Annotated in this window: 23 protein-coding genes; 17 read left to right on the top strand and 6 right to left on the bottom strand. The window is 65.1% G+C overall.

Annotated features, from left to right (window positions below):
* Positions 1 to 298 precede the first annotated feature (298 nt).
* Positions 299 to 1,573, bottom strand: a complete 1,275-nt coding sequence (locus tag FFY45_RS16645; protein ID WP_176341256.1) for a hypothetical protein — start codon at positions 1,571 to 1,573, stop codon at positions 299 to 301.
* Positions 1,574 to 2,190: 617 nt separating this feature from the next.
* Here FFY45_RS16645 and nudK point away from each other — a divergent pair.
* On the top strand, positions 2,191 to 2,790 hold the full coding sequence (nudK, locus tag FFY45_RS16640; protein WP_176341255.1) for a GDP-mannose pyrophosphatase NudK: 600 nt from the start codon (positions 2,191 to 2,193) through the stop codon (positions 2,788 to 2,790).
* Between the two features lie 62 nt (positions 2,791 to 2,852).
* On the opposite strand, the gene FFY45_RS16635 is transcribed toward nudK, so the two are convergent.
* Together FFY45_RS16635 and FFY45_RS16630 are read right to left on the bottom strand one after the other, a co-directional pair.
* Positions 2,853 to 3,404 (bottom strand): hypothetical protein, encoded by a 552-nt coding sequence (locus tag FFY45_RS16635; RefSeq protein WP_176341254.1) that lies wholly within the window; start codon positions 3,402 to 3,404, stop codon positions 2,853 to 2,855.
* A gap of 30 nt (positions 3,405 to 3,434) precedes the next feature.
* Positions 3,435 to 4,940, bottom strand: a complete 1,506-nt coding sequence (locus FFY45_RS16630) for a helicase HerA-like domain-containing protein (protein WP_176341253.1) — start codon at positions 4,938 to 4,940, stop codon at positions 3,435 to 3,437.
* Between the two features lie 295 nt (positions 4,941 to 5,235).
* Here FFY45_RS16630 and FFY45_RS16625 point away from each other — a divergent pair, with 295 nt between their 5' ends.
* Complete coding sequence (locus FFY45_RS16625) at positions 5,236 to 6,819, top strand: transglycosylase SLT domain-containing protein (RefSeq protein ID WP_176341252.1); 1,584 nt, start codon at positions 5,236 to 5,238, stop codon at positions 6,817 to 6,819.
* Between the two features lie 499 nt (positions 6,820 to 7,318).
* Here the strand turns inward: FFY45_RS16625 and asd are convergent, their stop codons facing one another.
* Together asd and FFY45_RS16615 are read right to left on the bottom strand one after the other, a co-directional pair.
* The gene (gene asd / locus FFY45_RS16620) at positions 7,319 to 8,167 is read right to left on the bottom strand and encodes an archaetidylserine decarboxylase (protein WP_176341251.1); all 849 of its coding nucleotides are present in this window, start codon (positions 8,165 to 8,167) and stop codon (positions 7,319 to 7,321) included.
* Complete coding sequence (locus FFY45_RS16615) at positions 8,164 to 8,814, bottom strand: SCO family protein (protein ID WP_176341250.1); 651 nt, start codon at positions 8,812 to 8,814, stop codon at positions 8,164 to 8,166. The genes asd and FFY45_RS16615 overlap by 4 nt, the downstream gene beginning before the upstream one ends.
* Positions 8,815 to 8,894: 80 nt before the next feature.
* On the opposite strand from FFY45_RS16615, the gene prmB reads away from it, so the two are divergent.
* The 9 genes from prmB (at position 8,895) to FFY45_RS16570 (ending at position 17,753) form a co-directional block, all read left to right on the top strand.
* Complete coding sequence (gene prmB, locus FFY45_RS16610) at positions 8,895 to 9,821, top strand: 50S ribosomal protein L3 N(5)-glutamine methyltransferase (protein WP_006450475.1); 927 nt, start codon at positions 8,895 to 8,897, stop codon at positions 9,819 to 9,821.
* Positions 9,811 to 10,299, top strand: coding sequence for a hypothetical protein (locus FFY45_RS16605; RefSeq protein ID WP_176341249.1), 489 nt, complete (start codon positions 9,811 to 9,813; stop codon positions 10,297 to 10,299). Before prmB ends, FFY45_RS16605 begins: the two co-directional genes overlap by 11 nt.
* Positions 10,289 to 11,392 carry a chorismate synthase gene (aroC, locus tag FFY45_RS16600; RefSeq protein WP_074057116.1) on the top strand — a complete coding sequence of 368 codons (1,104 nt, stop codon included), beginning with the start codon at positions 10,289 to 10,291 and terminating at the stop codon, positions 11,390 to 11,392. Before FFY45_RS16605 ends, aroC begins: the two co-directional genes overlap by 11 nt.
* On the top strand, positions 11,385 to 12,473 hold the full coding sequence (locus tag FFY45_RS16595) for a 2-hydroxyacid dehydrogenase (protein ID WP_176341248.1): 1,089 nt from the start codon (positions 11,385 to 11,387) through the stop codon (positions 12,471 to 12,473). Before aroC ends, FFY45_RS16595 begins: the two co-directional genes overlap by 8 nt.
* Before the next feature lie 86 nt (positions 12,474 to 12,559).
* The gene (locus FFY45_RS16590; protein ID WP_104551449.1) at positions 12,560 to 13,585 is read left to right on the top strand and encodes an aspartate-semialdehyde dehydrogenase; all 1,026 of its coding nucleotides are present in this window, start codon (positions 12,560 to 12,562) and stop codon (positions 13,583 to 13,585) included.
* Positions 13,586 to 13,798: 213 nt separating this feature from the next.
* Entirely contained in the window at positions 13,799 to 15,748 is a 1,950-nt protein-coding gene (locus tag FFY45_RS16585) for a motility hub landmark protein FimV (RefSeq protein WP_255172006.1), read from the top strand.
* Positions 15,745 to 16,152 (top strand): VOC family protein, encoded by a 408-nt coding sequence (locus FFY45_RS16580; RefSeq protein WP_176341246.1) that lies wholly within the window; start codon positions 15,745 to 15,747, stop codon positions 16,150 to 16,152. The genes FFY45_RS16585 and FFY45_RS16580 overlap by 4 nt, the downstream gene beginning before the upstream one ends.
* Before the next feature lie 162 nt (positions 16,153 to 16,314).
* Positions 16,315 to 17,088, top strand: a complete 774-nt coding sequence (gene truA / locus FFY45_RS16575; protein ID WP_104551445.1) for a tRNA pseudouridine(38-40) synthase TruA — start codon at positions 16,315 to 16,317, stop codon at positions 17,086 to 17,088.
* On the top strand, positions 17,085 to 17,753 hold the full coding sequence (locus tag FFY45_RS16570; RefSeq protein WP_006449444.1) for a phosphoribosylanthranilate isomerase: 669 nt from the start codon (positions 17,085 to 17,087) through the stop codon (positions 17,751 to 17,753). The genes truA and FFY45_RS16570 overlap by 4 nt, the downstream gene beginning before the upstream one ends.
* Positions 17,754 to 17,925: 172 nt before the next feature.
* On the opposite strand, the gene FFY45_RS16565 is transcribed toward FFY45_RS16570, so the two are convergent.
* Positions 17,926 to 18,855, bottom strand: coding sequence for a LysR family transcriptional regulator (locus FFY45_RS16565; RefSeq protein ID WP_176341245.1), 930 nt, complete (start codon positions 18,853 to 18,855; stop codon positions 17,926 to 17,928).
* Positions 18,856 to 18,963: 108 nt separating this feature from the next.
* Between FFY45_RS16565 and trpB the strand changes: the two genes are divergently transcribed.
* The 6 genes from trpB (at position 18,964) to FFY45_RS16535 (ending at position 25,115) form a co-directional block, all read left to right on the top strand.
* The gene (trpB, locus tag FFY45_RS16560) at positions 18,964 to 20,181 is read left to right on the top strand and encodes a tryptophan synthase subunit beta (RefSeq protein WP_043889309.1); all 1,218 of its coding nucleotides are present in this window, start codon (positions 18,964 to 18,966) and stop codon (positions 20,179 to 20,181) included.
* Positions 20,181 to 20,390 carry a hypothetical protein gene (locus tag FFY45_RS16555; RefSeq protein ID WP_023904473.1) on the top strand — a complete coding sequence of 70 codons (210 nt, stop codon included), beginning with the start codon at positions 20,181 to 20,183 and terminating at the stop codon, positions 20,388 to 20,390. The genes trpB and FFY45_RS16555 overlap by 1 nt, the downstream gene beginning before the upstream one ends.
* Positions 20,391 to 20,428: 38 nt before the next feature.
* A complete protein-coding gene (gene trpA, locus FFY45_RS16550) occupies positions 20,429 to 21,235 on the top strand; it encodes a tryptophan synthase subunit alpha (RefSeq protein WP_046933005.1) in 807 nt (268 codons plus the stop codon).
* 455 nt (positions 21,236 to 21,690) lie between these two features.
* On the top strand, positions 21,691 to 22,575 hold the full coding sequence (gene accD, locus FFY45_RS16545; protein ID WP_006450578.1) for an acetyl-CoA carboxylase, carboxyltransferase subunit beta: 885 nt from the start codon (positions 21,691 to 21,693) through the stop codon (positions 22,573 to 22,575).
* A gap of 127 nt (positions 22,576 to 22,702) precedes the next feature.
* The gene (gene glmM, locus FFY45_RS16540) at positions 22,703 to 24,052 is read left to right on the top strand and encodes a phosphoglucosamine mutase (protein ID WP_176341244.1); all 1,350 of its coding nucleotides are present in this window, start codon (positions 22,703 to 22,705) and stop codon (positions 24,050 to 24,052) included.
* A 124-nt stretch (positions 24,053 to 24,176) separates the two neighbouring features.
* Positions 24,177 to 25,115, top strand: coding sequence for an isopenicillin N synthase family dioxygenase (locus FFY45_RS16535; RefSeq protein ID WP_023904468.1), 939 nt, complete (start codon positions 24,177 to 24,179; stop codon positions 25,113 to 25,115).
* Positions 25,116 to 25,191: the final 76 nt, after the last annotated feature.

Genomic DNA, 25,191 nt, shown 5'->3' with positions numbered 1-25,191 from the left:
CGGTGGGCGGGCAAGGACCCGTCGAGATGGTCGGTGTGCATGGTTTTAAACAAAGCAACCGATCAACTCTCTGGTGCGGTGTCCTCGCCGATTGCGGGACCGTGTGGCGGCATGGATGCCGCTACCGAGCCTCCAGGGATGGATTCACGGCGTGTCCCGCGAGCGGTGAGGGCACTGCGCCCTCGGTGATGCGGGTTTGCTGGAGGGGCCTTGCCCGCATGGTCGCGAGCAGTACACGCCGCGAGACTGTCCGATGACGGAAGATCCGATTAGCTCCGTCAAAAAATTTGCCAGCCACTCAAGCCGGTTGAATCGCCACCGCTTTCAGCGCAGCTTGCAGCTTCGCGCGTAGTGCATCGTTTTCGCCCTGATCAAGGGCGTTTTGCAGCACTGCACGCGCCTGGTCATCGCGGCCGAAACGTTCGGCCAGTAGCAACCCTGCGTCGAGCGACCACACCGGTAGCATCGCATCGCGCGGCCATGCGCCGATGGCAGCTAGCAGGCCGTCGGTCGCCAGCTTGAATTGCCCGGCCATCTTGGCGCGCTCGGCCAGCAGCGTGGCTTGCTCAGGCGTCAGCGGTGTAAATGCGGGATTGCTGTCCAATGCTTCGCGTTGCAAGGCGAGCGCGCGGCGCTCCTGTTTTTCCTGCAGCAAGCGATTGATGTAGTGGCGCGTGTGTTCGTGCAGTTCGTCGTTGCGATGATGTTGCCGTAGCAGACGCTGATACAGCTCATGCACGGCAAGGCTCACTGCGCGTGATCGCACCGCGCCGCGCAACGCTTGAAAGGCTTCGTCGGCATGTCCGTCGCGCAGGTACTGCTCTGCTTCGTCTAGCAGGCGTTGATCCGGGTCTTCGCGCTCGACTGCCGCGCCACTGCTGGGCAGATAGCCGAGTTCTTCGTGGTACTGGTACACCAGATAGCCCATCAGATGGAAGCTGGCGAACAGGCTCCAGATCGAGGCAATCACAACGGTCGCTTCGCGCACGAGCGGTGGCAGATATTTCACCGCAATGAACACCGCTGCCGTGCCGCTGCCCTGGATCACATACAGCAGGCCGTAGGCGGCCAGGTACGGCCAGCCGATGCGCAGCGCCATGTCGATCGACACTGCCGGGTTGAGTGCGCGGCGCAGGCTGCCGTCGATGGCCAGCGCAATCATCATGCCTGGCAGCAACAGCTGCACCACCAGATACGCAATGGTCAGGCCGGGCTTGCCGGCCAGCACGCCGGCCGCAGCAATGACGATGCCCAGCGCAAGCGCCAGCAGAATCAGCCTGAGTACGGCGCTATCGAACGTGTTGTAGCCGAGTCGCGGTGCGTCGGCTTGCCCATCTGCGCTGTGGCGCAGGATGTCGAAGGCATAGGTGTAGGTCGCCATGCCCAGCACGCCGGCGATCAGCAGTTTCAGGATGCCTGGCAACACCAGCAGCGCGCTGCACAGGGTCAGCGCAATCAGCGCGTACAGCGCAGAGCCGCGTAGCGGATAAGTGGCGATGGCGGGAATGCGGGTCCAGAACGGTGCCGGCGCGGCCTGCGCCGCAACCTTGCGTGCGCGAAAACGGTCTTCCATGACGCTCCCCAAGCGTGTGATGTGAAGGGATTGTGCGGTGGCGCGCGTCGCCGTGCAATTGGGATGTAACGGCGCCTGCCTGTTGAGCCCGGTGGTGCACGGCAGCGGGTGGTGGCTTGGCGCGTAGCCGCATGTGGAACGGCACGAACTGCCCAAGGTCGGGCGTCGGTACCGACGGGTCAGTGGGCCGTGCGCTATCGAAGAAAGCGTCTGGCTCGATGAGCAAGTGATGGCAATTAGAGGTTTTGCAAAGCGATGCCGGCGTTGCGTATGGATATGTGGTCGCGACAAATTGCCGGTCACGCGAGCATTGCCGACGTCGCGGTTGTGCGGTTCGTCATCCTGATGACGTACGCGCTCCGTGCTTCAGTCGACCGTGCGGCGTCGCGATCTGAATAACCAGCAGCGTGGAAGTCATTGGCGTAATACGTATTGATCGCAATGCAAGCCTTTACGTATCGATATGCGACACCTGCAGTGCTTCAGTAGATGAAGTAATGCTCAGAATCTTGTTGATCGGTAGACTGTCTACCCGCCGCAGTCATTGCGGATCTTCCGAGCGACCAGACGCGCTACGTTCGTGGTACTACCGTCGCTCGCATCACAAGGAGTGTCGCTTGAATCCATCCGCCACCGGAAACCCGCAGGTTCGCATTCGCAGCATCGATGTGCTGTCGGACAACTGGTATGTGCTGCGCAAGGTCACCTTTGATTTTCAGCGCAAGGACGGCCGCTGGCAGACCTTGTCGCGCGAAGCCTACGACCGCGGCAATGGCGCCACCATCCTGCTGTATAGCCGCGCCAAACAGACGGTGATGCTGACCCGCCAATTCCGCTTGCCCACACTGCTCAACGGCAACGCCGACGGCATGTTGATCGAAACCTGCGCCGGCCTGCTGGATATGGATGATCCGCAGACCTGCATCCGCAAGGAAACCGAAGAAGAAACCGGCTACCGGATCGACAACGTGCGCAAGGTGTTCGAGGCGTTCATGAGCCCGGGCTCAGTCACTGAGCGCCTGTACTTTTTCGTCGGCGAATACTTCGACGGCGACAAGGTCAGTGACGGCGGCGGACTCGAAGAAGACGGCGAAGAGATCGAGGTGCTGGAACTTTCGCTGGATACAGCGCTGGCGATGATCGGCTCAGGCGACATCGCCGATGCCAAGACCATCATGTTGCTGCAATACGCCAAGTTGCATGGCGTATTGGGGTAGCACGGTGCGATTTGGCCGGAGCGGCTCGGAATCGTATGCCACAGATCGAGGGCGGTTGCACCTCAACGCACGCGTTTGAGGATTTTGTTCTGGTATTCGGATGCTCCGCCGCTCTGACAGTGGCCGCCATCCTGGGACAAGAGTCCAGCTACACCGAGCTTAGGGTTATCGGTTTCATCAATCCGGAAACCGTAGAGTGGAGAGGGATAGGAAAAGCGTGGGTCGGGCTCTGCTTCTAAAATCAAGCAGCTGCCCGCGATCTCATCCACCCACCACGTACTACGCAATGTCACTGTCCGTCTGTGATGGTTCGGGTCTTGTCCCGACAGACAGGTGTACTTCAACGTGTAGCGATGACTTTTCTGATCTCCGACGGCGGCTTCCAGCCATAATTCAGCGCGTGCACTTGCGCACTCGGTGCGTTCGACCTCTATCTGTAAGAGGCCTGAGTAATGGCCTGCAAGAAGATGCTGGCTGCGTAATGGCCACTTGATCGGGCCATAGCCAGGATCGTGGTAGTCATAGTTGGAGTTACGTGCTTTTTCCTGTGCTCCGCACGCTGCAGCCATAACAAGCAGTGCGAGCCCACCAAGATGTATCCATGTCTTGCGCATAGCGTTCGTCCCTGTGGTTATTCGTTTTACTCAGCGCTTCCCACCAAAAATACTGCCGAAAATACCGCGCACGATCTGCTGGCCGATCTTGTTGCCCACCGTGCGCGAGGTCTGCTTGGCCATCGCTTCGAGCATGCCCTGGCGGCGGCTGGTGCCGAACACCGCGTCCTTGACCGCCTTGCCGAAGCCGCTGTCTTGCGCGTCGTCATCCTCGCGGGTGCGCGCCGGTGGTGCGGCGTTGTGCTCGGCCACCTGTTCGACGCGGCGTGCCAGTCGTTCAGCGGCCGATTCGCGGTTGATCGCGGTGTCGTAGCGGGTGCCGACCGGGCTGGCGGCACGCACCTGCGCGCGTTCGGTCTCGCTGATGGCGCCCATGCGGCAGCGTGGTGGGGCGATCAGGGTCTGCTGCACCGGCGCGGGCACGCCCTTGCCTTGCAGCGGCGACACCAGCGCCTCGCCGGTGCCCAGGCTGGAGATCGCGGTGGCGACATTGAGTTTGGGATTGGTCACAAAGGTCTGCGCCGCGGTCTTGACCGCCTTCTGGTCGCGCGGGGTGTAGGCGCGCAGCGCGTGCTGTACGCGATTGCCGAGCTGGCCGAGGATGTTGTCCGGAATATCGTCGGGAAACTGCGAGCAGAAGTACACGCCCACACCTTTGGAACGGATCAGCCGCACCACCTGTTCGATCCGCTGCACCAGCGCGGCGGGCGCGTCGTCGAACAGCAGATGCGCTTCGTCGAAGACGAACACCAGCTTGGGGTGTTCCAGATCGCCCACCTCGGGCAATCGCTCGAACAGTTCCGACAACAGCCACAGCAAAAAGGTGGAATACAGTTTCGGCTTCAGCACCAACTGGTTGGCCGCCAGGATGCCGATCACGCCGCGGCCGTCCGGCGCCACGCGCATCAGTTCGGCCAGTTCAAGTGCGGGTTCGCCAAAGAACTGCTCGCCGCCGTCCTGCGCCAGACGCAGCAAGGAACGCTGGATCGCGGCCACCGATTGGCTGGAGACCATCCCGTAACTGGTGGACAGCTCCTTGCGTTCTTCCACCACCAACGCCAGCAGCGCGCGTAGGTCGTCCAGATCCAGCAACAGCAGTCCACGGTCGTCGGCCAGCTTGAACACGATATCCAGCACCCCGGACTGGGTGTCGTTGAGTTCCAGAATGCGCGCGAGCAGGGTAGGGCCCATTTCGCTGACGGTGGTGCGCACCGGGTGCCCGAGCTGGCCGTACAGATCCCAGAACACCACCGGGCTGGCGGCCGGCGCGTAATCGGCAATGCCCACCTCCGTGGCGCGCTGCAACACGCCGGCCGCGCCGTCGCCGGCCACTGCAAGGCCGGCCACGTCGCCTTTCACGTCGGCCAGAAACACCGGCACGCCCAGCCGCGAGAAGCCTTCGGCCAGGGTCATTAGGGTCACGGTCTTGCCGGTACCGGTGGCGCCGGCGACCAAACCATGGCGGTTGCCGAAGCGTCCTTCCAGCATCACCGCGATGTCGTCGGTGACGCCTTTGCCGAGCAGGAACGAGGCCATTGCGCAGATCCGGTGGGGAAAACGCGATTCTATCTGGCAATGCTCGCCGGCAATCCCGGTGGGTCATCGTGGTGGCATCTCGAGCCCGCACGCCGGAGCGAAAACGTCAGTCGGCCATGCCGCCGGGCAATTCGCACAAGCAACGGGCGCGCATCACGGGCACCAGCCAGCAGCCATTCCAACCACCCGAATCCATCGAACAATCTAACGGCCCACTGACCCTGCCGGCGGTGCCGCCTTGCCCCGGTGTCGCCCCGGCGGCTACCCTGCCTGCCTTTCCGCTGTACTGCCTACGATGCCGCTCGCTCATTTTGCTTTGCGCCCATGGCCGGTTCTGGCACTGGTGGCGCTGATGTCTGTCGTCCCCGCTGCCCATGCCATCTCCAAACGCGACACGGAGAAAGCCGCCGTGCTCGATACCCGCATGGCCGCCGCCGAAAAGCGCTACCGCGACGCGCTGGTGCTGGTGAACAACTCCGACCCCAAGGGCACTGCCGAAGGCGATGCCGCGCTGGAGGACATGGAAGACGTCATCGACGCCTGCATCAAGCAGCGCGGCTGCCTGGTCGCCAATCAGCTGGCCACCTACAAGCGCCTGCTGAAGGCGCGCGCAGACGCCGAGGCCCCGGCCGCCGAAGACCCGGAGGACGACGACAGCTTGCTGCAGGCCGACCCGGACCATCTCGGCCCGGCGAACAACGGCGTGCCGGAAGCCGCACGTGCGGCCACGCTGCTCAACGACCAGCGCCACGATTTCGACAAGATGGTGCAGTACAACCCGGCGGTGCAGGCCGGTATCCGCCGCTGGCTGACCGACATGCGCCCGGCGCTGCTGACCAGCTACGAGAACTACAGCAACCTGCGCGGGGTGATGTGGCCGGAATGGCAGAAGCGCGGCCTGCCCGAGGCGCTGCTGTTCGGCATCATGGCCAAGGAATCCAATGGCAAGGTGCACGCCAGTTCGCGTGCCGGCGCTGCCGGCTTGATGCAGTTCATGCCTGCTACCGGGCGTCGTTTCGGGCTGGGCCCGGACGGCACCGGGTTCGATACGCGCTTCGATGCACGCAGCGCCGCCGAAGCCAGTGCCGCGTATCTCAACGAGCGTATGGCCGGGCTCAACCGCAACATCGAATTGGCGTTGGCCGCCTACAACGGTGGCGAAGGCCGCGCGGCGCGCGTGTTCTCGCAGAGCGGCGGGCGCGGGTTCTGGGAACAGGACGTGTACAACCAGTTCCCGGCCGAAACCAAGGACTACGTGCCGATGGTGATCGCCGCGGCCTGGATCTTCCTGCACCCGCGCCAGTACGGCGTGGACTTCGCCAAGCTCGATGCGCAGCCGGCCACGCTCAAGCTCGCCAAGTCGACGACCATCTACGAGCTCACCATCTGCCTGGGCAGCATGGGCACGCGCGACGGCTATATGCGCGCGTTGCGCAACCTCAATCCGCGCTACGAATCCGATGGCTGGATTCCGGCCGGCACCGTCATCAATGCCACCAACCGCATCGCCAGCCTGTACACGCGCTACTGCGTCAACGGCCCGCGTGCGGACCTGGCGCGCACCTTGATCACTGCCGACCTCAACAGCGCGATCGTGCGCAGCAGCAGCGCCCCCGAGTACGTGCCCAGCGTGGCAGTGGGAGATGTCAGCCCGATGGCGGGCGTGCCGACCACCGTGGCCACCGGCCAGCCGGTCGTCGCCAAGCCCAAGGCCAAGCAGGCGCGCAGCTACACCGTCGCCAAGGGCGACACGCTCGGCCGCGTGGCGAATAAGTACCAGTGCGAGATCAAGACGCTTGCCAAGGCCAATGGGCTGAAGGCGCCGTCGTACGCGCTCAAGCCGGGGCAGAGCATCAAGCTGGCCGGCTGCGATCGCTGACCAGCGCGGGCGGTATCGCGTCGGCGAGTCGCGCGCTGGCCTCGCTCCTGTAGGAGCGGCCCCAGCCGCGATGAAGCCGTCCCGGTAGCTCCGCGGCGGGCGAGAGCGCGCTAAATCGGAGGCTGGGAGCACGAAACGCGCCTGCGCACGAAACGTCATCGAGAAGGCCTCATCGCGGCCAGGCCCCCTCCTACAACGGCATCGCTAGCCGCATTTGCTGATCGCTGCATCTGGAGTGCGGGCGGTATCGCGTCGGCGAGTCGCGCGCTGGCCTGGCTCCTGTAGGAGCGGCCCCGGCCGCGATGAAGCCGTCCCGGTAGCTCCGCGGCGGACGAGAGCGCGCTAAATCGAAGGCTGGGAGCGCGAAACGCGCCTGCGCACGAAACGCCATCGAGAACGCCTCATCGCGGCCAAGCCCGCTCCTACAACGGCATCGCTAGCCGCATTTGCTGATCGCCGCGTTGGGTGTGAAGCCGGGATCGTCGGCGCGCCGCTGTGATCAGCTCACCTGGCGACGTGCGAGTGTCTGGCCTAGCCGCACGGATGTCTCTGCAGCAAGTGCGCCATCGAGTTTTGCAACGCCTGGCGGGAGCAAGACAATGACGGTCGAGCCGTAATTGAAGCGCGCCATTTCCGCAAACCGCTCCAGCACGATGCCCTTGCCGCGATAATCCTTGCGCGTGATGCGATCGCCATAGCGCGGAATCTCCACGCCGCTCCACACCGTCTCCACGCCGGACACCAATAGCGCGCCCACCATCACCGAGGCCATCGGGCCGAAGTCGGTGTCGAAGTGGCACACCAGACGCTCGTTGCGCGCGAACAGGCGCGGCACATTGCGCACCGCATCCGGGCCTACGCTGAACAAGCGGCCGGGCACGTGCACGGTTTCGCGCAAGGTGCCAGTCCACGGCATGTGCACGCGGTGGTAGTCCTTGGGCGACAAATACACCGTGGCAAACAGCCCATCGTTGAACGGCAGCGCGGCTTCGGCATCGCCCAGCAGTTCGGCAGCGGTAAACGACTGCCCCTTGGCCTGGAAAATGCGGCCGTTCTCGATCGGGCCAAGCTGGCTGATACGGCCATCGGCCGGCATCAGCACGGCTGCGGGGTCGGCATCGGGCACGCGTGCGCCCGGCTTCAAGGCACGGGTGAAGAACGCATTGAAGGTGGGGTAGGCGCGCGGATCCGGCTCCAATGCCTCGCTCAGGTCCACGCCGAACTTGCGCGTCACCGTGTCGATCAACCATTGCTTGGTGGACGGCGTGTCGGAATAGGCCAACGCGCGCGCCATCGAGGACAACAGCCGATGCGGCAGCACGTAGGTCAGGGAAGTGACGAGACTCACGGAGCGGTTACCTTGGTCAGCTGTTGGAGGTCGGCGGCAATCGCCTTCGGGTCGAGCGGGGGGCGGATCAAGCCGGCCAGGCGGCCTTGTGGGTCGAGCACCGCGATGCCGGCCGAGTGATCCATGCTGTAGTCGTTGGGATTCTGCGCGAAGCCCTTGCCCGGCACCTTCTGAAACACGAAGCCCAGCGCGGTGGCGAAGCGCTCCAGCGCTGGCACATCGGCGGTGGCCGCCAACGTGTCCTTGTGGAAGGCATGCGCGTATTCGCCCAGGCGGGCGGGCGGATCGCGATGCGGGTCCACCGAGACGAACAGCACGCGCGGGCGCAGCCCATCCGGAATGCTTGCCCACTGCTGCTGTGCCACCGCCAGATCGGTCAAGGTGGTGGGGCAGACGTCCGGGCAAAAGGTGAAGCCCAGAAACACCAGCGTCCAATGCCCCTTCAGCTCACCGGGCACCAGCTGGGTACCATCGGACTGGCGCAGGCTGAACTGCGGCAGGGTGCGTGGCTGCGGATAGAAGGTGATGGTCTTGGTGGGCGGCCACGGCGAGCTGGGCGCGGCGCCGAGGAACTTCTGGCCCAGCAACAGCCCCAGGCCGGCGGCCAGCGCCACCAGCAGCACGATGCCGGTATTGCGATTGAACATGGCGGTTTCCACTGCAACGGACGCTCATGATACCGATCCGACCTCTATAATCGTGGGCCGATTCCTCTTTAGTTGTTGCCATGACTGCCGCCGCGGCCGACGAACTGCACACCATCATCGACCTGATCCGCTACGGCACCAGCCGTTTCAATGCAGCCGGTCTGACCTTCGGCCACAGCTACGACAATGCGCTGGACGAGGCCACCCAGCTGGTGCTGCACAGCCTGCATCTGCCGCACGATCTCGGCCCGGCCTACGGCCAGGCGCGTCTGCTGCGCTCGGAAAAAGAGCAGGTACTGGGCTTGTTCGAGCGCCGCATCAGCGAGCGCGTGCCGGCGGCGTATCTGACTGGCGAGGCCTGGTTTGCCGGCCTGAGTTTCAAGAGCGATGCGCGCGCATTGGTGCCGCGCTCGCCGATCGCCGAGCTGATCGAAGCCGGCTTCGAGCCCTGGCTGGGCGGCCGCGAAGTCACCCGTGCGCTGGACCTGTGCACCGGCTCGGGCTGTATCGCGATCGCCATGGGCCACTACAACCCGCAGTGGGACGTGGACGGCGTGGACATCAGCGACGACGCGCTGGCACTGGCGGCCGAAAACAAGGCACGCCTGCACGCCGACAACGTCACTTTGCTCAAGTCGGATCTGTTTACCGGGCTGGGCGGTCGCCAGTACGACCTGATCGTCACCAATCCGCCGTACGTCACCAACGACGAAACCGACGCACTGCCGCAGGAGTATTCCTACGAGCCGGAGCTGGGCTTGCGTGCGGGCGACGATGGCCTGGACCTGGTGCTGAAGATCCTGCGCGATGCGCCGCAGCACCTGAGCGAAGACGGTTTGCTGATCTGCGAAGTGGGCGAATCAGAGCAGCACCTGATCAAGCTGCTGCCGGAAGTGGATTTTGCCTGGGTCGAATTCAAGGTCGGGCAAATGGGCATCTTTGCGGTGGAATGCCGCGAATTGATCGCGCATGCTGCGCGTATCACCGAGTTGGCCAGTGCACGCTGAGTCGTCCACACCGCGGCCGCAGCTGAGCGATCTCCTGTTGCTGGTGCCGGTGTCGATCTTCGGTGTGGGCATTCCGCTCGGCTTGCTCGACGTGGTGTATCGCTTGTTCGACCCGATGTACGGCGGCCCCTCGCCACAGCGCTGGTTGAGCGCGGCGGCGGAGATTGGTTTTGGCCTGATGGCGTTTTTCGGCCTGGTGTCGGCATGGATCGTGGTGGTCAGTTCGGATGCGGCCTTGCGCGCGCATCGGCGCCGCACGCTGATCGTGGCACTCGGCCTGCTGGTCGGAATCGGCGTTGCGCTGTACCTGCTTGCAGATTGGCTGCTTAGCGGGCGTGACGAGCTGGATGTGTTTGTGCTGGTGTTCAGCGGCTTGTTGGCAGTGGCGCCGATGCTGGTGGCGGCACGTCATCTGCCGCGCATCTTGCGCGCCATGCCACCTGCTGCATTGTTGAGAGGATGCCGTCATGGGCAGTAACAGTTTTGGTCGCTTGTTGACGGTCAGTACCTTCGGCGAATCGCATGGGCCGGCGATCGGCTGCGTCATCGACGGCTGCCCTCCGGGCCTGGAGATCGCGCCGGAAGAATTCACCCACGATCTGCAGCGGCGTGCCAGCGGCAAGAGCCGGCACACCTCGGCCCGCCGCGAGGCCGACGAGATCGAGATCCTGTCCGGCGTCTATGAAGGCCGCACCACCGGCACGCCGATCGGGCTGCTGATCCGCAACACCGATCAGCGCAGCAAGGACTACAGCAACATCGCCCAGCAGTTCCGCCCCGGGCATGCGGACTACACCTATTGGCAGAAGTACGGCATCCGTGATCCGCGTGGCGGCGGGCGTTCGTCCGCGCGCGAGACCACCATGCGCGTGGCTGCTGGCGTCATTGCCAAGAAGTGGCTCAAGCAGCGTTACGGCGTGCTGGTGCGCGGCTTTTTATCGCAGTTGGGCGAGATCCGTCCGACCGGTTTCGACTGGAATGCGGTCGAAGACAATCCGTTCTTCTGGCCGCATGCCGAGCAGGTGCCGGAGCTGGAAACCTACATGGATGCGCTGCGCAAATCCGGCGATTCGGTCGGCGCGCGCGTGGACGTGGTGGCCGGCGGCGTGCCGCCGGGCTGGGGCGAGCCGATCTACGGCAAGCTCGATGCCGAACTGGCTGCCGCGCTGATGAGCATCAATGCAGTCAAGGGCGTGGAGATCGGCGATGGCTTTGCCAGCGCTGCGCAGAAGGGCACCGAACATCGTGATCTGATCACCCCGGAAGGCTTTCTCAGCAACCATGCCGGCGGCATCCTGGGAGGCATTTCCACCGGCCAGGCGATCACCGCTTCGATGGTGCTCAAGCCGACCTCGAGTCTGCGCCTGCCCGGCGCGACGGTGGATGCCGAGGGCGCCGTGGTGGATGTGATCACCACCGGTCGCCATGACCCCTGTGTGGGCATTCGCGCCACCCCGATCGCCGAGGCGATGATGGCGTTGGTGTTGATGGATCAGGCCTTGCGTCATCGCGCCCAATGCGGCGATGTGGGTGAGGTGTCGCCACGTATTCCCGGTCAACTCGATGTCTGAGTCGCGGCGCGCCAAGGTGTGGGTCAGCCAGCCCCTGTTCGACGACGTCGTCGCGCAGTTGGGCGAGCATTTCGAGCTGACCACCACCGAGCGCGTCACTGCCTATTCGCCGGCCGATCTGGCTGCGCAGCTGGCATCGCTGGATGGTGCGTTGATTACCCTCAACGAGCGTATCGGTGCGGCAGAAATCGCGTCCGCACCGCAGCTGCGCGCCATCGCCAACGTCGGTGTGGGCTACAACAATCTGGATCTCGATGCGTTGAGTGCGGCCGGCATTCTGGCCAGCAATACGCCGGACGTGCTGACCGAAACCACTGCCGATCTCGGCTTCGCATTGCTGATGGCCACCGCGCGTCGCATCACCGAATCCGAGCGCTGGTTGCGCGACGGGCAGTGGGGGCAATGGTCGTTCAAGACCATGCTCGGCGCCGATATCCACGGCAGCACGCTCGGCATCCTGGGCATGGGCCGGATCGGGCAGGGCATCGCCCGCCGCGGTGCGCACGGTTTCGGCATGCGCGTGCTGTATCACAACCGCAGCCAGTTGCCGGCCGAGACCGAACAAACGCTCGGCGCGCAGTACGTGGATTTCGACACCTTGCTGGCGCAGTCCGATCACCTGGTCCTGGTGCTGCCGTACACCAAGGCCTCGCACCACATCATCGATGCTGAAGCGCTGGGCAAGATGCGCACCACCGCCACGCTGGTGAACATCGCGCGCGGCGGCCTGGTCGATGAAATTGCGTTGGCCGATGCGCTCGCCAATGGGCGCCTGGCCGGTGCCGGCCTGGATGTCTACGAAGGCGAACCTGCAGTACGTCCCGAGTTGCTGGCCTTGCGCAACGTGGTGCTCACCCCGCATATCGGCAGTGCCAGCCTGGCCACGCGCCGCGCCATGGTGCAGCTGGCAGTAGACAACCTGATCGCCGCGCTGGGCCACGGCCCCAACGCCGGGCATCCCCCCAGCGCACTCAATGCCGATGCGGTGGCCGCTGCCAAACAGGGCGGTGCGCGCGTGGGCGCCAGCGATGGCGAAGCGATCAAAACCGGCGCCACCAAAACCACCACGACCAAACGATAGGGAACCTCCGCGGCCAGCTTTGGAGGTTCCCCGAACCCACTGCGCAAGCGCGTTCCCCACTTTCCTCTTTCGATAAAGACAATCTCATGAGCAACGAAAACCGTCGTTTCAACGTCGCGGTCGTGGGCGCCACCGGCGCTGTCGGCGAGACCATGCTGAGCATCCTGGCCGAGCGCAACTTCCCGGTCGCCACCCTGTATGCGCTGGCGTCGTCGCGTTCGGCCGGCGGGCAGGTGGAGTTCAACGGCGGCAAGGTCGACGTGCTGGATCTGGCCGACTTCGATCCCACCGGCGTGGACATCGCGCTGTTCTCCGCGGGCGGCAGCGTGTCCAAGGAATACGGCCCCAAGTTCGCCGCTGCCGGCGCGGTGGTGATCGATAATTCCTCCGCGTTCCGTTACGACGACGATGTGCCGCTGGTGGTGTCGGAAGTGAATCCGGAAGCGCTCAAGCAGCGCCCGCGCGGCATCATCGCCAACCCCAATTGCTCGACCATGCAGATGCTGGTCGCGCTCGGCCCGATCCACCGCAAGTACGGCATCGAGCGCATCAATGTGGCGACCTACCAGTCGGTCTCCGGCGGCGGGCGTTCGGCGATGGAAGAGCTGGGCAAGCAGACCAGCGAACTGCTGGGCTTCCAGCAGATCGAACCGCAGCGTTTCCCGGTGCAGATCGCCTTCAATCTGATCCCGCACATCGACGACTTTCAGGACAACGGCTACACCAAGGAAGAGATGAAGCTGGTCTGGGAGACCCGCAAGATCCTGGGCGACGAGACGATCATGGTGAATCCCACCGCAGTGCGTGTCCCGGTGTTCTACGGTCACTCCGAAGCGGTGGCGATCGAAACCCGCGACAAGATCACTGCTGTGGAGGCGCGCGCGTTGCTGGAGGCTTCGCCGGGCGTGGAAGTCGTAGACGAGCACAAGCCCGGTGGCTACCCGACCCCGGTCACGCACGCCTCCGGCAAGGACGCGGTATTCGTCGGACGTATCCGTGAGGACCTGTCGCATCCGCGCGGTCTGAATCTGTGGATCGTCTCGGACAACATCCGCAAGGGCGCCGCGCTCAACGCCGTGCAGCTGGCCGAGCTGGTCGCACAGGAAGGCTAAAGCACGGTCGTTCGGTAGGAGCGCGCTGGCGCGCGATGAAGCTTTCCCAGTGAAGCCTCATCGCGCACCAGTGCGCTCCTACCCATGCGCTGCCGATGGCCTGTTGCAGGAATGCCGCATCGCGACGGCCTGTGCACTCCGCGCGAGCTGGCCGACTTTTTCGCTCATTCAGCGGCTATATTGATGCCCATGAAACATAGGGGCGGGGGCGCGATGCGTCCGATACAAGCGATAGGTGCGTTGCTGCTGATGGTCTGCAGTGGCACCGCCATGGCGTTGGGGTTGGGCGATATCCGGGTGCTGTCCAAGCCTGGGCAACCGCTGGTGGCCGAGATTCCGGTCATCTCCAACGAACCGGGCGAACTCGACAACGCCCGTGTGGCGCTGGCATCGGCGACCACCTTTGCGCGGGTTGGCCTGGAGCGCCCGCAGGGATTGGTCAGCAGCCTGCAGTTCCAGTTCGCCCAGGACGCGCGCGGGCGTGCGGTGATCCGCGTAACCAGCAGCCAGGTCGTCGACCAGCCGGCGATCAACTTCCTGATCGAAGTGGAGTGGGGCCAGGGTCGGCTGGTGCGCGAGTATTCTGCGCTGGTCGATGCGCCCAACACCGCGGCTGCGATCGCCGGGCCGGCCATCGAGGCGCCGCGCGCCGGTGCCAACAATACGATCCCCCGCCAGTCCCCGGTGTCGACGCCGGCTGCCGCAGGCGCCGATCAAAACACTGCCGCTACCGCACCAACTGCACGCCGCAGTGCAAGCGCTGCCGCTGCCGCGCAGGCCGGCGATGCGTTGCCGGCGGTGCGCTCCGGCCAGACCTTGTCGGAAATCGCCGCCGCCGTGGCGCGCTCCAGCGGGCATTCGCTGGATCAGACCATGCTGGCGTTGTTGCGGACCAACCCCGACGCCTTCATCGGCGGCAACATCAATCGCCTGAAGCAGGGCGCAGTGTTGCGTACGCCGCAGGAAGAGGCGCTGGCACAGGTCGGTGCGGCCGAAGCGGCGGTGATGGTGCGCGAGCAGGCTGCGCAGTGGCGGCAGGCGCGTTCGGCGATTCCGCAGCCGGCCGAAGCCGGCGCGACTGCCGCGACACCGCCTACATCCGCAGCACCTGCTGCGCCCACCACTGCGGGGGCCGGCGCGCGGCTCGAGATCGCCCCGGCAGTGGCGATTCAGACCAACACCGCCGGCGCCACGTCCGGCACCAGTGCCGAAGGCGAGGGCGAGATGGCGGCCAACCAACAGTTGCAACAGGCCAAGGAAGACATCGCCACCCGCGATGCGGAATTGCAGGATCTACGCACGCGCGTGGCCGATCTGGAAAAACTCAAGCAGCAACAGCAAGCCTTGATCGCCATGAAGAACACCGATCTGGCAGCCGCGCAGAAGCGCCTATCGGAGACGCCGGCTGCAGCGGAGCAGGGTGGCGGTTTCCCGCTGTGGTTGATCGGCGGGCTGGTGTTGATCGTTGCGGCCGTGGTCGCATGGCTGGCTGCGCGTCGCCGCAAGCCCTCGCCGCTGCCGCCGTTGCCGCGTCGTCAGTTCGACTTCGTGCCTGTGGGTGCTGCAGCCGAGACGGACGAGTCGCAGGATGCCGAGCTCACCACGCAGCCCAGCGAATACGACGTGGTGCATGAGACCGAATTCGAGCAGGCCAATCTGCGCGAAGACGAGCGCGCTTACGATGCGCAGCAGCCGCTATCGGAGGTGTTGCGCCGCGAGCCGCTGCTGTCTGAGCCAGCGCCTGCGCCGGTCGTGGTCACCAGCGAGGATTGGCGGTCGTTGCGTGCAACGCCGCCGGCTCCGGCCCCGGTGGCTGTGCCGGAGTACGTCGAGCCTGCGCCTGCGCCTGCGCCGGAACTGGAGCCGGAGCCGGAGCACGCAATCAGCGATCTTCCGCCAGTCGCGCCGTCTGCAGCGGTTGCCACCCAGGACAGCCTGGATTTCGCGCAATCTCCGGTGGCTCCCATCGCTCCCGTCGCCGCGCCTGGCGTAGAGACGTACAGGGAATTCACGTCCGCAGGCCGCGATCGGCTGGAGCTGGCAGTGGCCTATATGGATCTGGGCGACAAGGACACCGCACGCGGCCTGTTGCTGGAAGTCGCCGCCACCGGCGATGAGGCCACCCGTGCCGAAGCGGCCGAATTGCTGGAGCAGCTGACATGAGCCCGGCCATGGACAGCCTTGCCGCAGACAAGCGTGGCGCACGCGAACGTCGCATCGATTACGTGGAGTTCGCCTCGATCGATCCGGACGCCAGCCGCGCGTTTTTCGAACAGGTCTTCGGCTGGCAATTTCAGGCCTATGGCCCGGATTACCTGGCCTTCAACGACGGGCGCCTGGACGGTGGTTTCTACCGTTCCACTACGCCGGCAGCGGCCGAAGCGGGTCCGCTGGTGGTGCTGTATGCCGACGACCTGGCACCAGTGCTTGAACGTGTCCGTGCTGCCGGTGGCGAGATCGTCAAGCCGGTGTTCGGCTTCCCGGGTGGGAGCCGATTTCATTTCCGCGAGCCCGGTGGCACGACGCTGGCGGTGTGGTCCGAGCGCGCCGCCGCGCAGGGCGACTGACAAACCACTGCGCTCAGCGTCAGGTGCGCGCGGTCGGTGCTCGGTGCGGCATCGCCACTCGGCACACTGAGGTGCTTGCGCGCGGTCGGTGCTCTCACTGACGATCGCTCGCGACGCTTTGCCGGCCGCACACTCAATCGATTCAACAACAGGCAGGTTCCGATGCGTTACGCGCTGGGCGTGGAGTACGACGGCAGCGAGTTTCAAGGCTGGCAGCAATTGGGCGAACACGGCGGGCCGACGGTGCAGGCCAGGTTGCAGGCGGCCTTGTCGTCGGTCGCCGATGCTCCGGTACAGGTGATCTGCGCAGGCCGCACCGATGCCGGCGTCCACGGCGAATGCCAAGTAGTCCATTTCGACAGTGACGCACGCCGCGACCCGCGCAGCTGGACGTTGGGTACCACCGCGCGGCTGCCGCCCTCGATCGCGGTGCGCTGGTGCGTGCCGGCGGCGGCCGACTTCCATGCGCGGTTTTCCGCACGTGCCCGTCGTTATCGTTATCGCCTGCTCAATCGTCAGATACGCCCCGCGCTGTATCGGCAGACCTTGAGCTGGGAGCGGCGCCCGCTGGATGCAGATGCCATGCACACAGCGGCGCAGGCCTTGTTGGGCGAGAACGACTTCAACGCATTTCGCAGCGTGCAATGCCAGGCGCCGCATGCACGCCGCAACCTGCAGGCCATCAGCGTGCAGCGGATTGGCGAAGTGGTGGAGATGCAGGTCCAGGCCAATGCATTCCTTCATCACATGGTGCGGAATATTGTTGGCTCGCTGATCCTGGTCGGAACCGGAGAACAACCGGTCGACTGGATCGCGACGTTGCTGGCCGGACGCGACCGCTCTGTGGCCGGGCCGACGGCGCCGCCACAAGGCCTGGTGTTTGTCGGGCCGTTGTATCCCGCAGAGTGGCATCTGCCTGCTGAGGTCACCCAATGAATCGATCGCTGTACCGCACCCGTATCAAGTTCTGTGGCATGACCCGCGCCGGTGATATTCGACTGGCAGGCGAGCTGGGTGTGGACGCGGTAGGTTTCATCTTTGCGCACGGCAGCCCGCGCCGCGTGGCACCGGCCGAGGCGCGCGCGATGCGTCAGGCCACCGCGCCGATGGTCGATGTGGTGGCACTGTTCCGCAACAATTCCAAGGAAGAAGTGCGCGAGGTGGTGCGCACCGTACGCCCGACCTTGCTGCAGTTCCATGGCGAAGAAGACGACGCGTTCTGCCGTAGTTTCAATCTTCCCTATCTCAAGGCCGTGCCGATGGGCAGCACCGGCGTCAATGGTGAAGACGCCAACGCGCGCACCTTGCAGCTGGCCTATCCCAATACAGCCGGCTTCCTGTTCGACAGCCATGCGCCCGGCGCAGGCGGCGGCACCGGCAAGACCTTCGACTGGTCGCGGTTGCCGACCGGCCTGCATCGCCCGTTCCTGCTGGCCGGCGGTATCAATGCCGATAACGTGTTCGACGCCATCGTGGCGACGCTGCCTTGGGGCGTGGACGTGTCCAGCGGCGTGGAGCTGGCGCCCGGCATCAAGGACGGGCACATGATGCGCAAGTTCGTCGAAGAAGTGCGCCGGGCCGATTGCCACGAGATGTCGTGAGTTTCGGGATTGGGAATTCGGGACTAGGGATTAGGCAAGCAGAGCTACGGGCTTGTGCCGCTGTTTTGGAGCGCTCGTCGCCGCTACACATTGCTCTTGGTCGCTCGCCTTTCCGGCTAACCATCGCTCAGCCGCTTGCTTCTTGAACGACGCGGTTGCTTGATGGCTGCACTTAGCCGTGCGCGATATCTATTGCAGGTGTCTGCACCTGATCTTCAGTCAGTGCACTGCGTAGCCAACCAGCAAGCCGCTCGATCCGCGGATCCGGATTGCGCTTTGCAGCGCACAGCACCCAGCGCCCGCGCGTCGGCGTGAATCCCCAGGGTGCCAGCAGGCGGCCGGCGGCCAGATCCGCTGCAACCAACGGTTGCGGTGCGATCGCAATCCCCAGGCCGGCGGCAGCGGCTTCCAGTAAATAGACCAGGTGTTCGAACTCGGTCCCGAAGTGCAGCGCCTCGGGCGCCACACCATGTGTTTGCGCCCACTCCGGCCACGCCTGCGGGCGCGAGCGGGTGTGCAGCAAGGCGTGATCGAGCAGGGCGGCAGGGTCGTTTCCGTCGAGCTGCGTCGTGGATGCAAGCTGCGGGCTCAGCACCGGGCCGATCCATTCCACGCCCAGCTCGTGCACCTGCCACTCGCCGGGCCAGGGCGGTGTGTCCAGCAGCAGTGCCGCATCCAGGCCATCCAGGTCCGGGCCTGGCGCTTGTTCGTTGGCCGACAGATGCAGGCGCACATCGGGTAGGTCCTGCTGCAGCCGGCCCAGGTGCGGAATGACCCAGCGCGCCAGCAGACTGCCCGAACAGCCCAGCACCAGCGGCGTCTCGCTGCCAGGGCGCCTTAACAGCCCAGCCCAGGTCTCGCCGATCAAGGCGAAGCCTTCACCGGTCGCATCGCGCAAACGCGTGCCCGCTGCCGTCAATACCAGGCCGCGGCCCTGGCGGGTGAACAGGGCAGTTCCAAGTGACTGCTCCAGGGTGCGCACATGCCGGCTGATGGCGCCATGGGTGACGTGTAGTTCCTGCGCAGCCCGGCTGACGCTCTGCAGGCGCGCGGCAGATTCGAAGGCGCGCAAGGCTGCCAGCGGCGGAAGCGGGTAACTCATTGTGTGAGTCCAGATCACAGGTTGCGGCAATCTTATCGATTTATCGCACCGGCTGGCTGCGCTAAAGTGCGTGCTTCTCGTATGACCGCATTGCTGCAGAGGATTCCCATGTCGGCCCAGCCCATCAGTGACTTTTACGCCTATCCGGACGCTGCCGGCCACTTTGGCAAATTCGGCGGCCGGTTCGTCGCCGAGACCTTGATCGGCCCCTTGCAGGAACTGTCCGCAGCCTACGACCAGGCGCGCCAGGACCCGGCCTTCATCGCCGAGTACGACAAGGATCTCAAGCATTACGTCGGCCGGCCCAGCCCGATCTATCACGCCGAGCGCCTGAGCCGCGAAGTGGGCGGGGCGCAGATCCTGCTCAAGCGCGAAGACCTCAACCACACCGGCGCGCACAAGATCAACAACACCATCGGCCAGGCGCTGCTGGCCAGCCGCATGGGCAAGACCCGCATCATCGCCGAGACCGGCGCCGGCCAGCATGGCGTGGCCAGCGCCACGGTTGCTGCGCGGCTGGGCCTGGAGTGCGTGGTCTACATGGGCGCCACCGATATCGAACGGCAGAAGATCAACGTCTACCGCATGAAGCTGCTCGGCGCCACGGTGATCCCGGTGACCTCCGGCTCGGCCACGCTCAAGGACGCGCTCAACGAAGCGATGCGCGACTGGGTCACCAATGTGCAGGACACCTTTTACATCATCGGCACCGTCGCCGGCCCGGATCCGTATCCGCGCATGGTGCGCGACTTCAACGCGATTGTCGGCCGCGAAGCGCGCGCGCAGATGCTGGAAGACTACGGCCGTCTGCCGGATGCGCTCAGTGCCTGCGTCGGCGGCGGCAGCAATGCGATCGGCTTGTTCCATGCCTTCCTCAACGACCCGGGCGTCAAGATCTATGGCGCCGAAGCGGCCGGTGACGGTATCGCCACCGGTCGCCATGCCGCCTCGATCGCAGCCGGTCGCCCCGGTGTGCTGCATGGCAACCGCACCTATGTGATCTGCGACGACGACGGCCAGATCACCGAGACCCATTCGATCTCCGCCGGCCTGGATTACCCGGGCGTCGGTCCGGAGCATTCGTTCCTGTCCGACAGCGGTCGCGCGGTCTACCAGGGCATCACCGACGACGAGGCGATGGCCGCGTTCCATCTGCTGGCGCACACCGAGGGCATTCTGGCCGCGCTCGAGTCCAGCCATGCGGTGGCGCAGTCGATCAAGCTCGCCCGCGAGATGCCCAAGGACGCATTGATCCTGTGCAACCTGTCCGGCCGTGGCGACAAGGACGTGCACACCATCGCCGCGCGCGAAGGCGTGCAAGTCTGATGCCGCTGCGGCGCGTCACGGTGACCGCGCTAGCCGACCAGCCAGGCGAACAGGACCTGCTGTTCGCCTGGCTCGACCGCTGGGCGCCGCAGATCCGCACGTGTTCGGAAAATACCGGCTGCGGCTGTTGTCTGGACAGTTTCGACGTCGAGGTGGACGCGCAAGCGTTGACCGAACTGCCCGCAGCCATGTACCAGGACATCCATTGATGCGGTCGTACCGCAGCTAACTTCTTCAAGGTCTTTCAATGCGTCGTATCGACGAAACCTTCCAACGTTTGCGTGCCGATGGCCGCAAGGCGCTCATCCCCTTCATCACCGCCGGCGATCCCTCGCTGGAAGCCACCGTGCCGGTGATGCACGCGCTGGTGCGTGCCGGTGCCGATGTCATCGAGCTCGGCGTGCCGTTTTCTGACCCGATGGCCGACGGCCCCACCATCCAACGCAGCTCAGAACGCGCGCTTGGTCGTGGCGCCGGCCTAGCCTATGTACTGGAAGCGGTGCACGAATTCCGCCGCGAAGACCCCACCACCCCGGTGGTGCTGATGGGCTACCTCAACCCGATCGAGATCCACGGCACCCGGCGCTTTGCCGAAGCCGCCGTCGCCGCCGGCGTGGATGGCTTGCTCTTGGTGGATCTGCCACCCGAAGAGGCCGCCGAGACCCGCGCCATCTTCACCGAGGTGGGCCTGGCCCTGATCGCGCTGGCCTCGCCGACCACCAGCGAGCAGCGTCTGGACATGCTGTGCAGCAGCGCCCAGGGGTATCTGTATTACGTCAGCTTCGCCGGCGTCACTGGCGCTTCGAATCTGCTCGACACCACCGCGGCGGGCGATCGCCTGCGCCAGCTGCGCCTGCGTGCCGGCGCTCCGGTGGTGGCCGGTTTTGGCATCAAGGACGCGGCCAGCGCCGCCGCAATGGCCGTGGATGCCGACGGCGTGGTGGTCGGCAGCGCCCTGGTCGCCGCCCTGGCCGAAGCCCCGGACGTCCGCACCGCCCGCGAATACGCCGAAGCGTTCCTGACCCCGCTCCGCCAGGCGCTGGATCACCCCTGAAACCAGGCCAAAGCCCCTCTCGCGTTCGTGCACGTGGCTTCGCCCTCACCCTCACCCCAACCCCCGCTCCGCGCCCCGGCCCGCGCTTGCGGCGCGGGCGCTCCAAGGCACGCGCGCCAGTGGCGCGCAAGCCGTGCCTTCTCGCCCCGCAGGAGAGGGGCTTTGATCCTTCTCCCGTCGGGAGAAGGTGCCCCGCAGGGGCGGATGAGGGTACGGGCGAAGCCACGTGCATCCCAACCACAGGTGCACGCCAACCAGAGTGAGGCGCAGCACAACAAACCGACCTTCACTCCAAACACCCGCGCAACCACCTAGAACCAAGCTCGCAGCCAGTCCTCCGAACTGCCACCAAGTCCCACATTCATCCCCCGCGCTACCTCGCTTTTCCCGCAGCGCGTTAGACTTACGCCCCTCTGCGGCCCGTAAGGCCGCCCTGCATGGATTGTCATACACGCATGAGCTGGCTCAGCAAATTGATGCCCTCCGGCATCCGCACCGAGAACACCCCGGCCAAGAAGCGCAGCGTCCCCGAGGGCCTGTGGGAAAAGTGCAGCAATTGCGGCAGCGCGCTGTACGGCCCCGAGCTCGAGGAGAACCTGGAGGTGTGTCCGAAATGCGACCACCACATGGCGATCCGCGCCCGCGCGCGCCTGGCCGCGTTGTTCGATGTGGATGCCCCGACCACCGAAATCGCCGCCCAGCTGGGCCCGGTCGACGTGCTCAAGTTCAAGGACCAGAAGCGCTACGGCGAGCGCATCAAGGCCAGCCAGAAGGCCAGCGGCGAGTACGACGCATTGATCGCCATGCGCGGCACGCTCAAGGGCAACCCGTTGGTCGCCGCCGCATTCGATTTCGCCTTCATGGGTGGCTCGATGGGCTCGGTGGTCGGCGAGCGCTTCGCGCGTGCCGCCGAAGTGGCGCTGGAAGTCGGCTGCCCGTTCGTGTGCTTCTCCGCCAGCGGCGGCGCACGCATGCAGGAAGGCCTGTTCTCGCTGATGCAGATGGCCAAGACCTCCGCCGCGCTCGGCCGCCTGCGCGAAGCCGGCCTGCCGTACATCTCGGTGCTGACCCATCCCACCACCGGTGGCGTGTCGGCCTCGTTCGCGATGCTGGGCGACATCAACATCGCCGAGCCGCATGCCTTGATCGGCTTTGCCGGCCCGCGCGTGATCGAACAGACCGTGCGCGAGACCTTGCCGGAGGGCTTCCAGCGCTCGGAGTTCCTGCTCGACCATGGCGCCATCGATCAGATCTGCGACCGCCGCGACATGCGCGACCGCCTCGCCGATCTGACCGCGATGATGATGCGTCAGCCGCATCCGCAAGAGGCGGTGGCGTGAGGTTGGTGTTCGTGCTGGCGGTCCCCGGGAAAAACGTGGTCTGCGACCTGTGGACTTCCGTCGATGGCTGCTCCTTCCAGGCCCCTGCTCCCTGGCCGCAGGTCCCGACGCTTCCGGTCACGGCTCCATGAGCGCCCGCAAGTATTTCGGCACCGACGGCATCCGCGGTCGGGTCGGGCAGGGCGTGATCTCTGCCGATTTCGTGCTGCGCCTGGGCAATGCGCTCGGCCGCGTGCTCACCGCCGGGCGCAGTAAGCGCCCGCTGGTGCTGATCGGCAAGGACACCCGCATTTCCGGCTATATGTTCGAAGCCGCCTTGGAAGCCGGCCTGGTCGCTGCAGGTGCCGACGTGCAGTTGATCGGCCCGATGCCGACCCCGGCCATCGCGTTCCTGACCAACACGCTGCGCGCCGATGCCGGCGTGGTGATCAGTGCCTCGCACAATCCGCATTACGACAACGGCATCAAGTTCTTTTCCGCCGAAGGCGAAAAGCTCGACGACGCCACCGAAGCGGCGATCGAAGCCGCGCTCGACGAGCCGTTCCACACCGTGGAATCGGAGCGTCTGGGCAAGGCGATCCGCACGCGCGATGCGATCGGCCGTTACATCGAGTTCTGCAAGGCCAGCGTGGCGCGCGGCTTCACCCTGCATGGCTTGCGGATGGTGCTGGATTGCGCACACGGGGCGACGTATCACATCGCCCCGATGCTGTTTCGCGAACTCGGTGCGGATGTGGTGGTCATCGGCGCTGCGCCCGATGGTCTCAATATCAACGCCGGTGTCGGCTCTACGCACATCGACAACCTCGCCGCCAAGGTGCGTGAGAGTGGCGCGCAACTCGGCATCGCCTTCGACGGCGATGGCGACCGCGTGCTGATGGCCGACGACCAGGGCAACCCGGTCGATGGCGACGATCTGCTCTACATCCTGGCGCGCTCCTGGCAGGCCAGCGGCCGGCTCACCGGCACCGTGGTTGGCACGCTGATGACCAACTACGGCCTGGAACAGGCGCTGGCTGGATTGAGCATCCCGTTCCAGCGCGCCAAGGTCGGCGACCGTTACGTGCACCAGGCGTTGGTGGAAGGCAGCGGCACGCTGGGTGGCGAAACCTCCGGCCATCTGCTGTGCCTGGATCGCGCCACCACCGGCGATGGCATCGTCAGCGCGCTGCAGGTCCTCGAGGCCCTGGGGCGCGATGGACAGAGCCTGCGCCAGGCCTTGAGCAGCCTGAGCAAGGTGCCGCAGAAAACAATCAACGTGCGTCTGGATGGCGGCGCTGCCAAGGCGATTGTGGAAGCCGCTGGCGTGCAGCAGGCGTTGCAGCAGGCGCAAGCCGCCGTGCAGGGGCGTGGCCGCGCGTTTCTGCGTCCTTCCGGCACCGAGCCGGTGGTGCGCGTGACGGTGGAAGCCGACGACGCCGGTCTGATGCAGGACACGCTGGACAGACTCTCGGGTGCCGTGCGTGACGCGGCGTGAGTCACTGATCATTGGCGTGTGCGTGGTCTTTGCCAAGGCCGCGACGTTCTACCTGTTGTATCGCCTGCTGTCCTGAACAGCAGGCCTTCCTTTTGACTCCTCGACTTCGACTGCAGATATCCGTATGAGCGCCCGCATCCCGACCCTGGACATCACCCGTTTCGACAGCGACCGCGACGCCTTCGTCGCCGAGCTCGGTGCGGCCTATCGGCAGTGGGGCTTTGCCGGCATCCGCAATCACGGCATCGCGCAGGCCGATATCGATGGCGCCTACGAGGTGTTCAAGGCGTTCTTCGCGCTACCGGAAGAGGTCAAGCAGCGCTACCACGTCAAAGGCAGTGGTGGCGCGCGCGGCTACACCGCGTTCGGTGTGGAAACGGCCAAGGATTCCAAGCATTTCGATCTGAAGGAGTTCTGGCATATCGGCCGCGAGATTCCGGACGATTCGCCGTATCGCGAGGTGATGACGCCGAACCTGTGGCCCGAAGAGGTGCCCGGTTTCCGCGAACGCGGTTACCGCCTGTACCAGCAGCTCGATCACCTGGGCTCGCGCGTGCTGTCGGCGCTGGCGCTGCATATCGGCCTGCCGCAGGACTATTTCGTCGACAAGACCAACAACGGCAATTCGATCCTGCGGCCGATCCACTACCCGCCGATCACCAGCGACGACATCCCCAACGTGCGTGCCGGCGCGCATGGCGACATCAACTTCATCACCTTGCTGGTCGGTGCCAGCGCGGCCGGTCTGGAAGTGCGTTCCAACGATGGCGAGTGGGTGCCGTTCACTGCCGATGCCGACACCATCGTGGTCAATATCGGCGACATGCTGCAACGCCTGACCAACCATGTGTATCCGTCCACCATCCATCGCGTGGTCAATCCGCCGGGCGAAGCAGCGCGCAAGCCCCGTTATTCGGTGCCGTTCTTCCTGCACCCGAATCCGGACTTCCTGATCGACGTGCTGCCTTCGTGCATCACTGCCGAAAACCCGAGTCGCTATCCCGAGCCGATCACCGCACACGGCTTCCTGGAAGAGCGTCTGCGCGAGATCAAGCTGAAGTAATCCAGCACGCGGTCCCTATCAGCGTGCGCAGCGAATAGTCGCGCTCGCAACACAGGGAATGACCGACACCACAGTT

The organism is Xanthomonas hortorum (assembly GCF_011305375.1).
GTDB classification, from domain to species: domain Bacteria; phylum Pseudomonadota; class Gammaproteobacteria; order Xanthomonadales; family Xanthomonadaceae; genus Xanthomonas; species Xanthomonas hortorum_E.
This window is presented reverse-complemented; position numbering and strand designations above follow the sequence as displayed.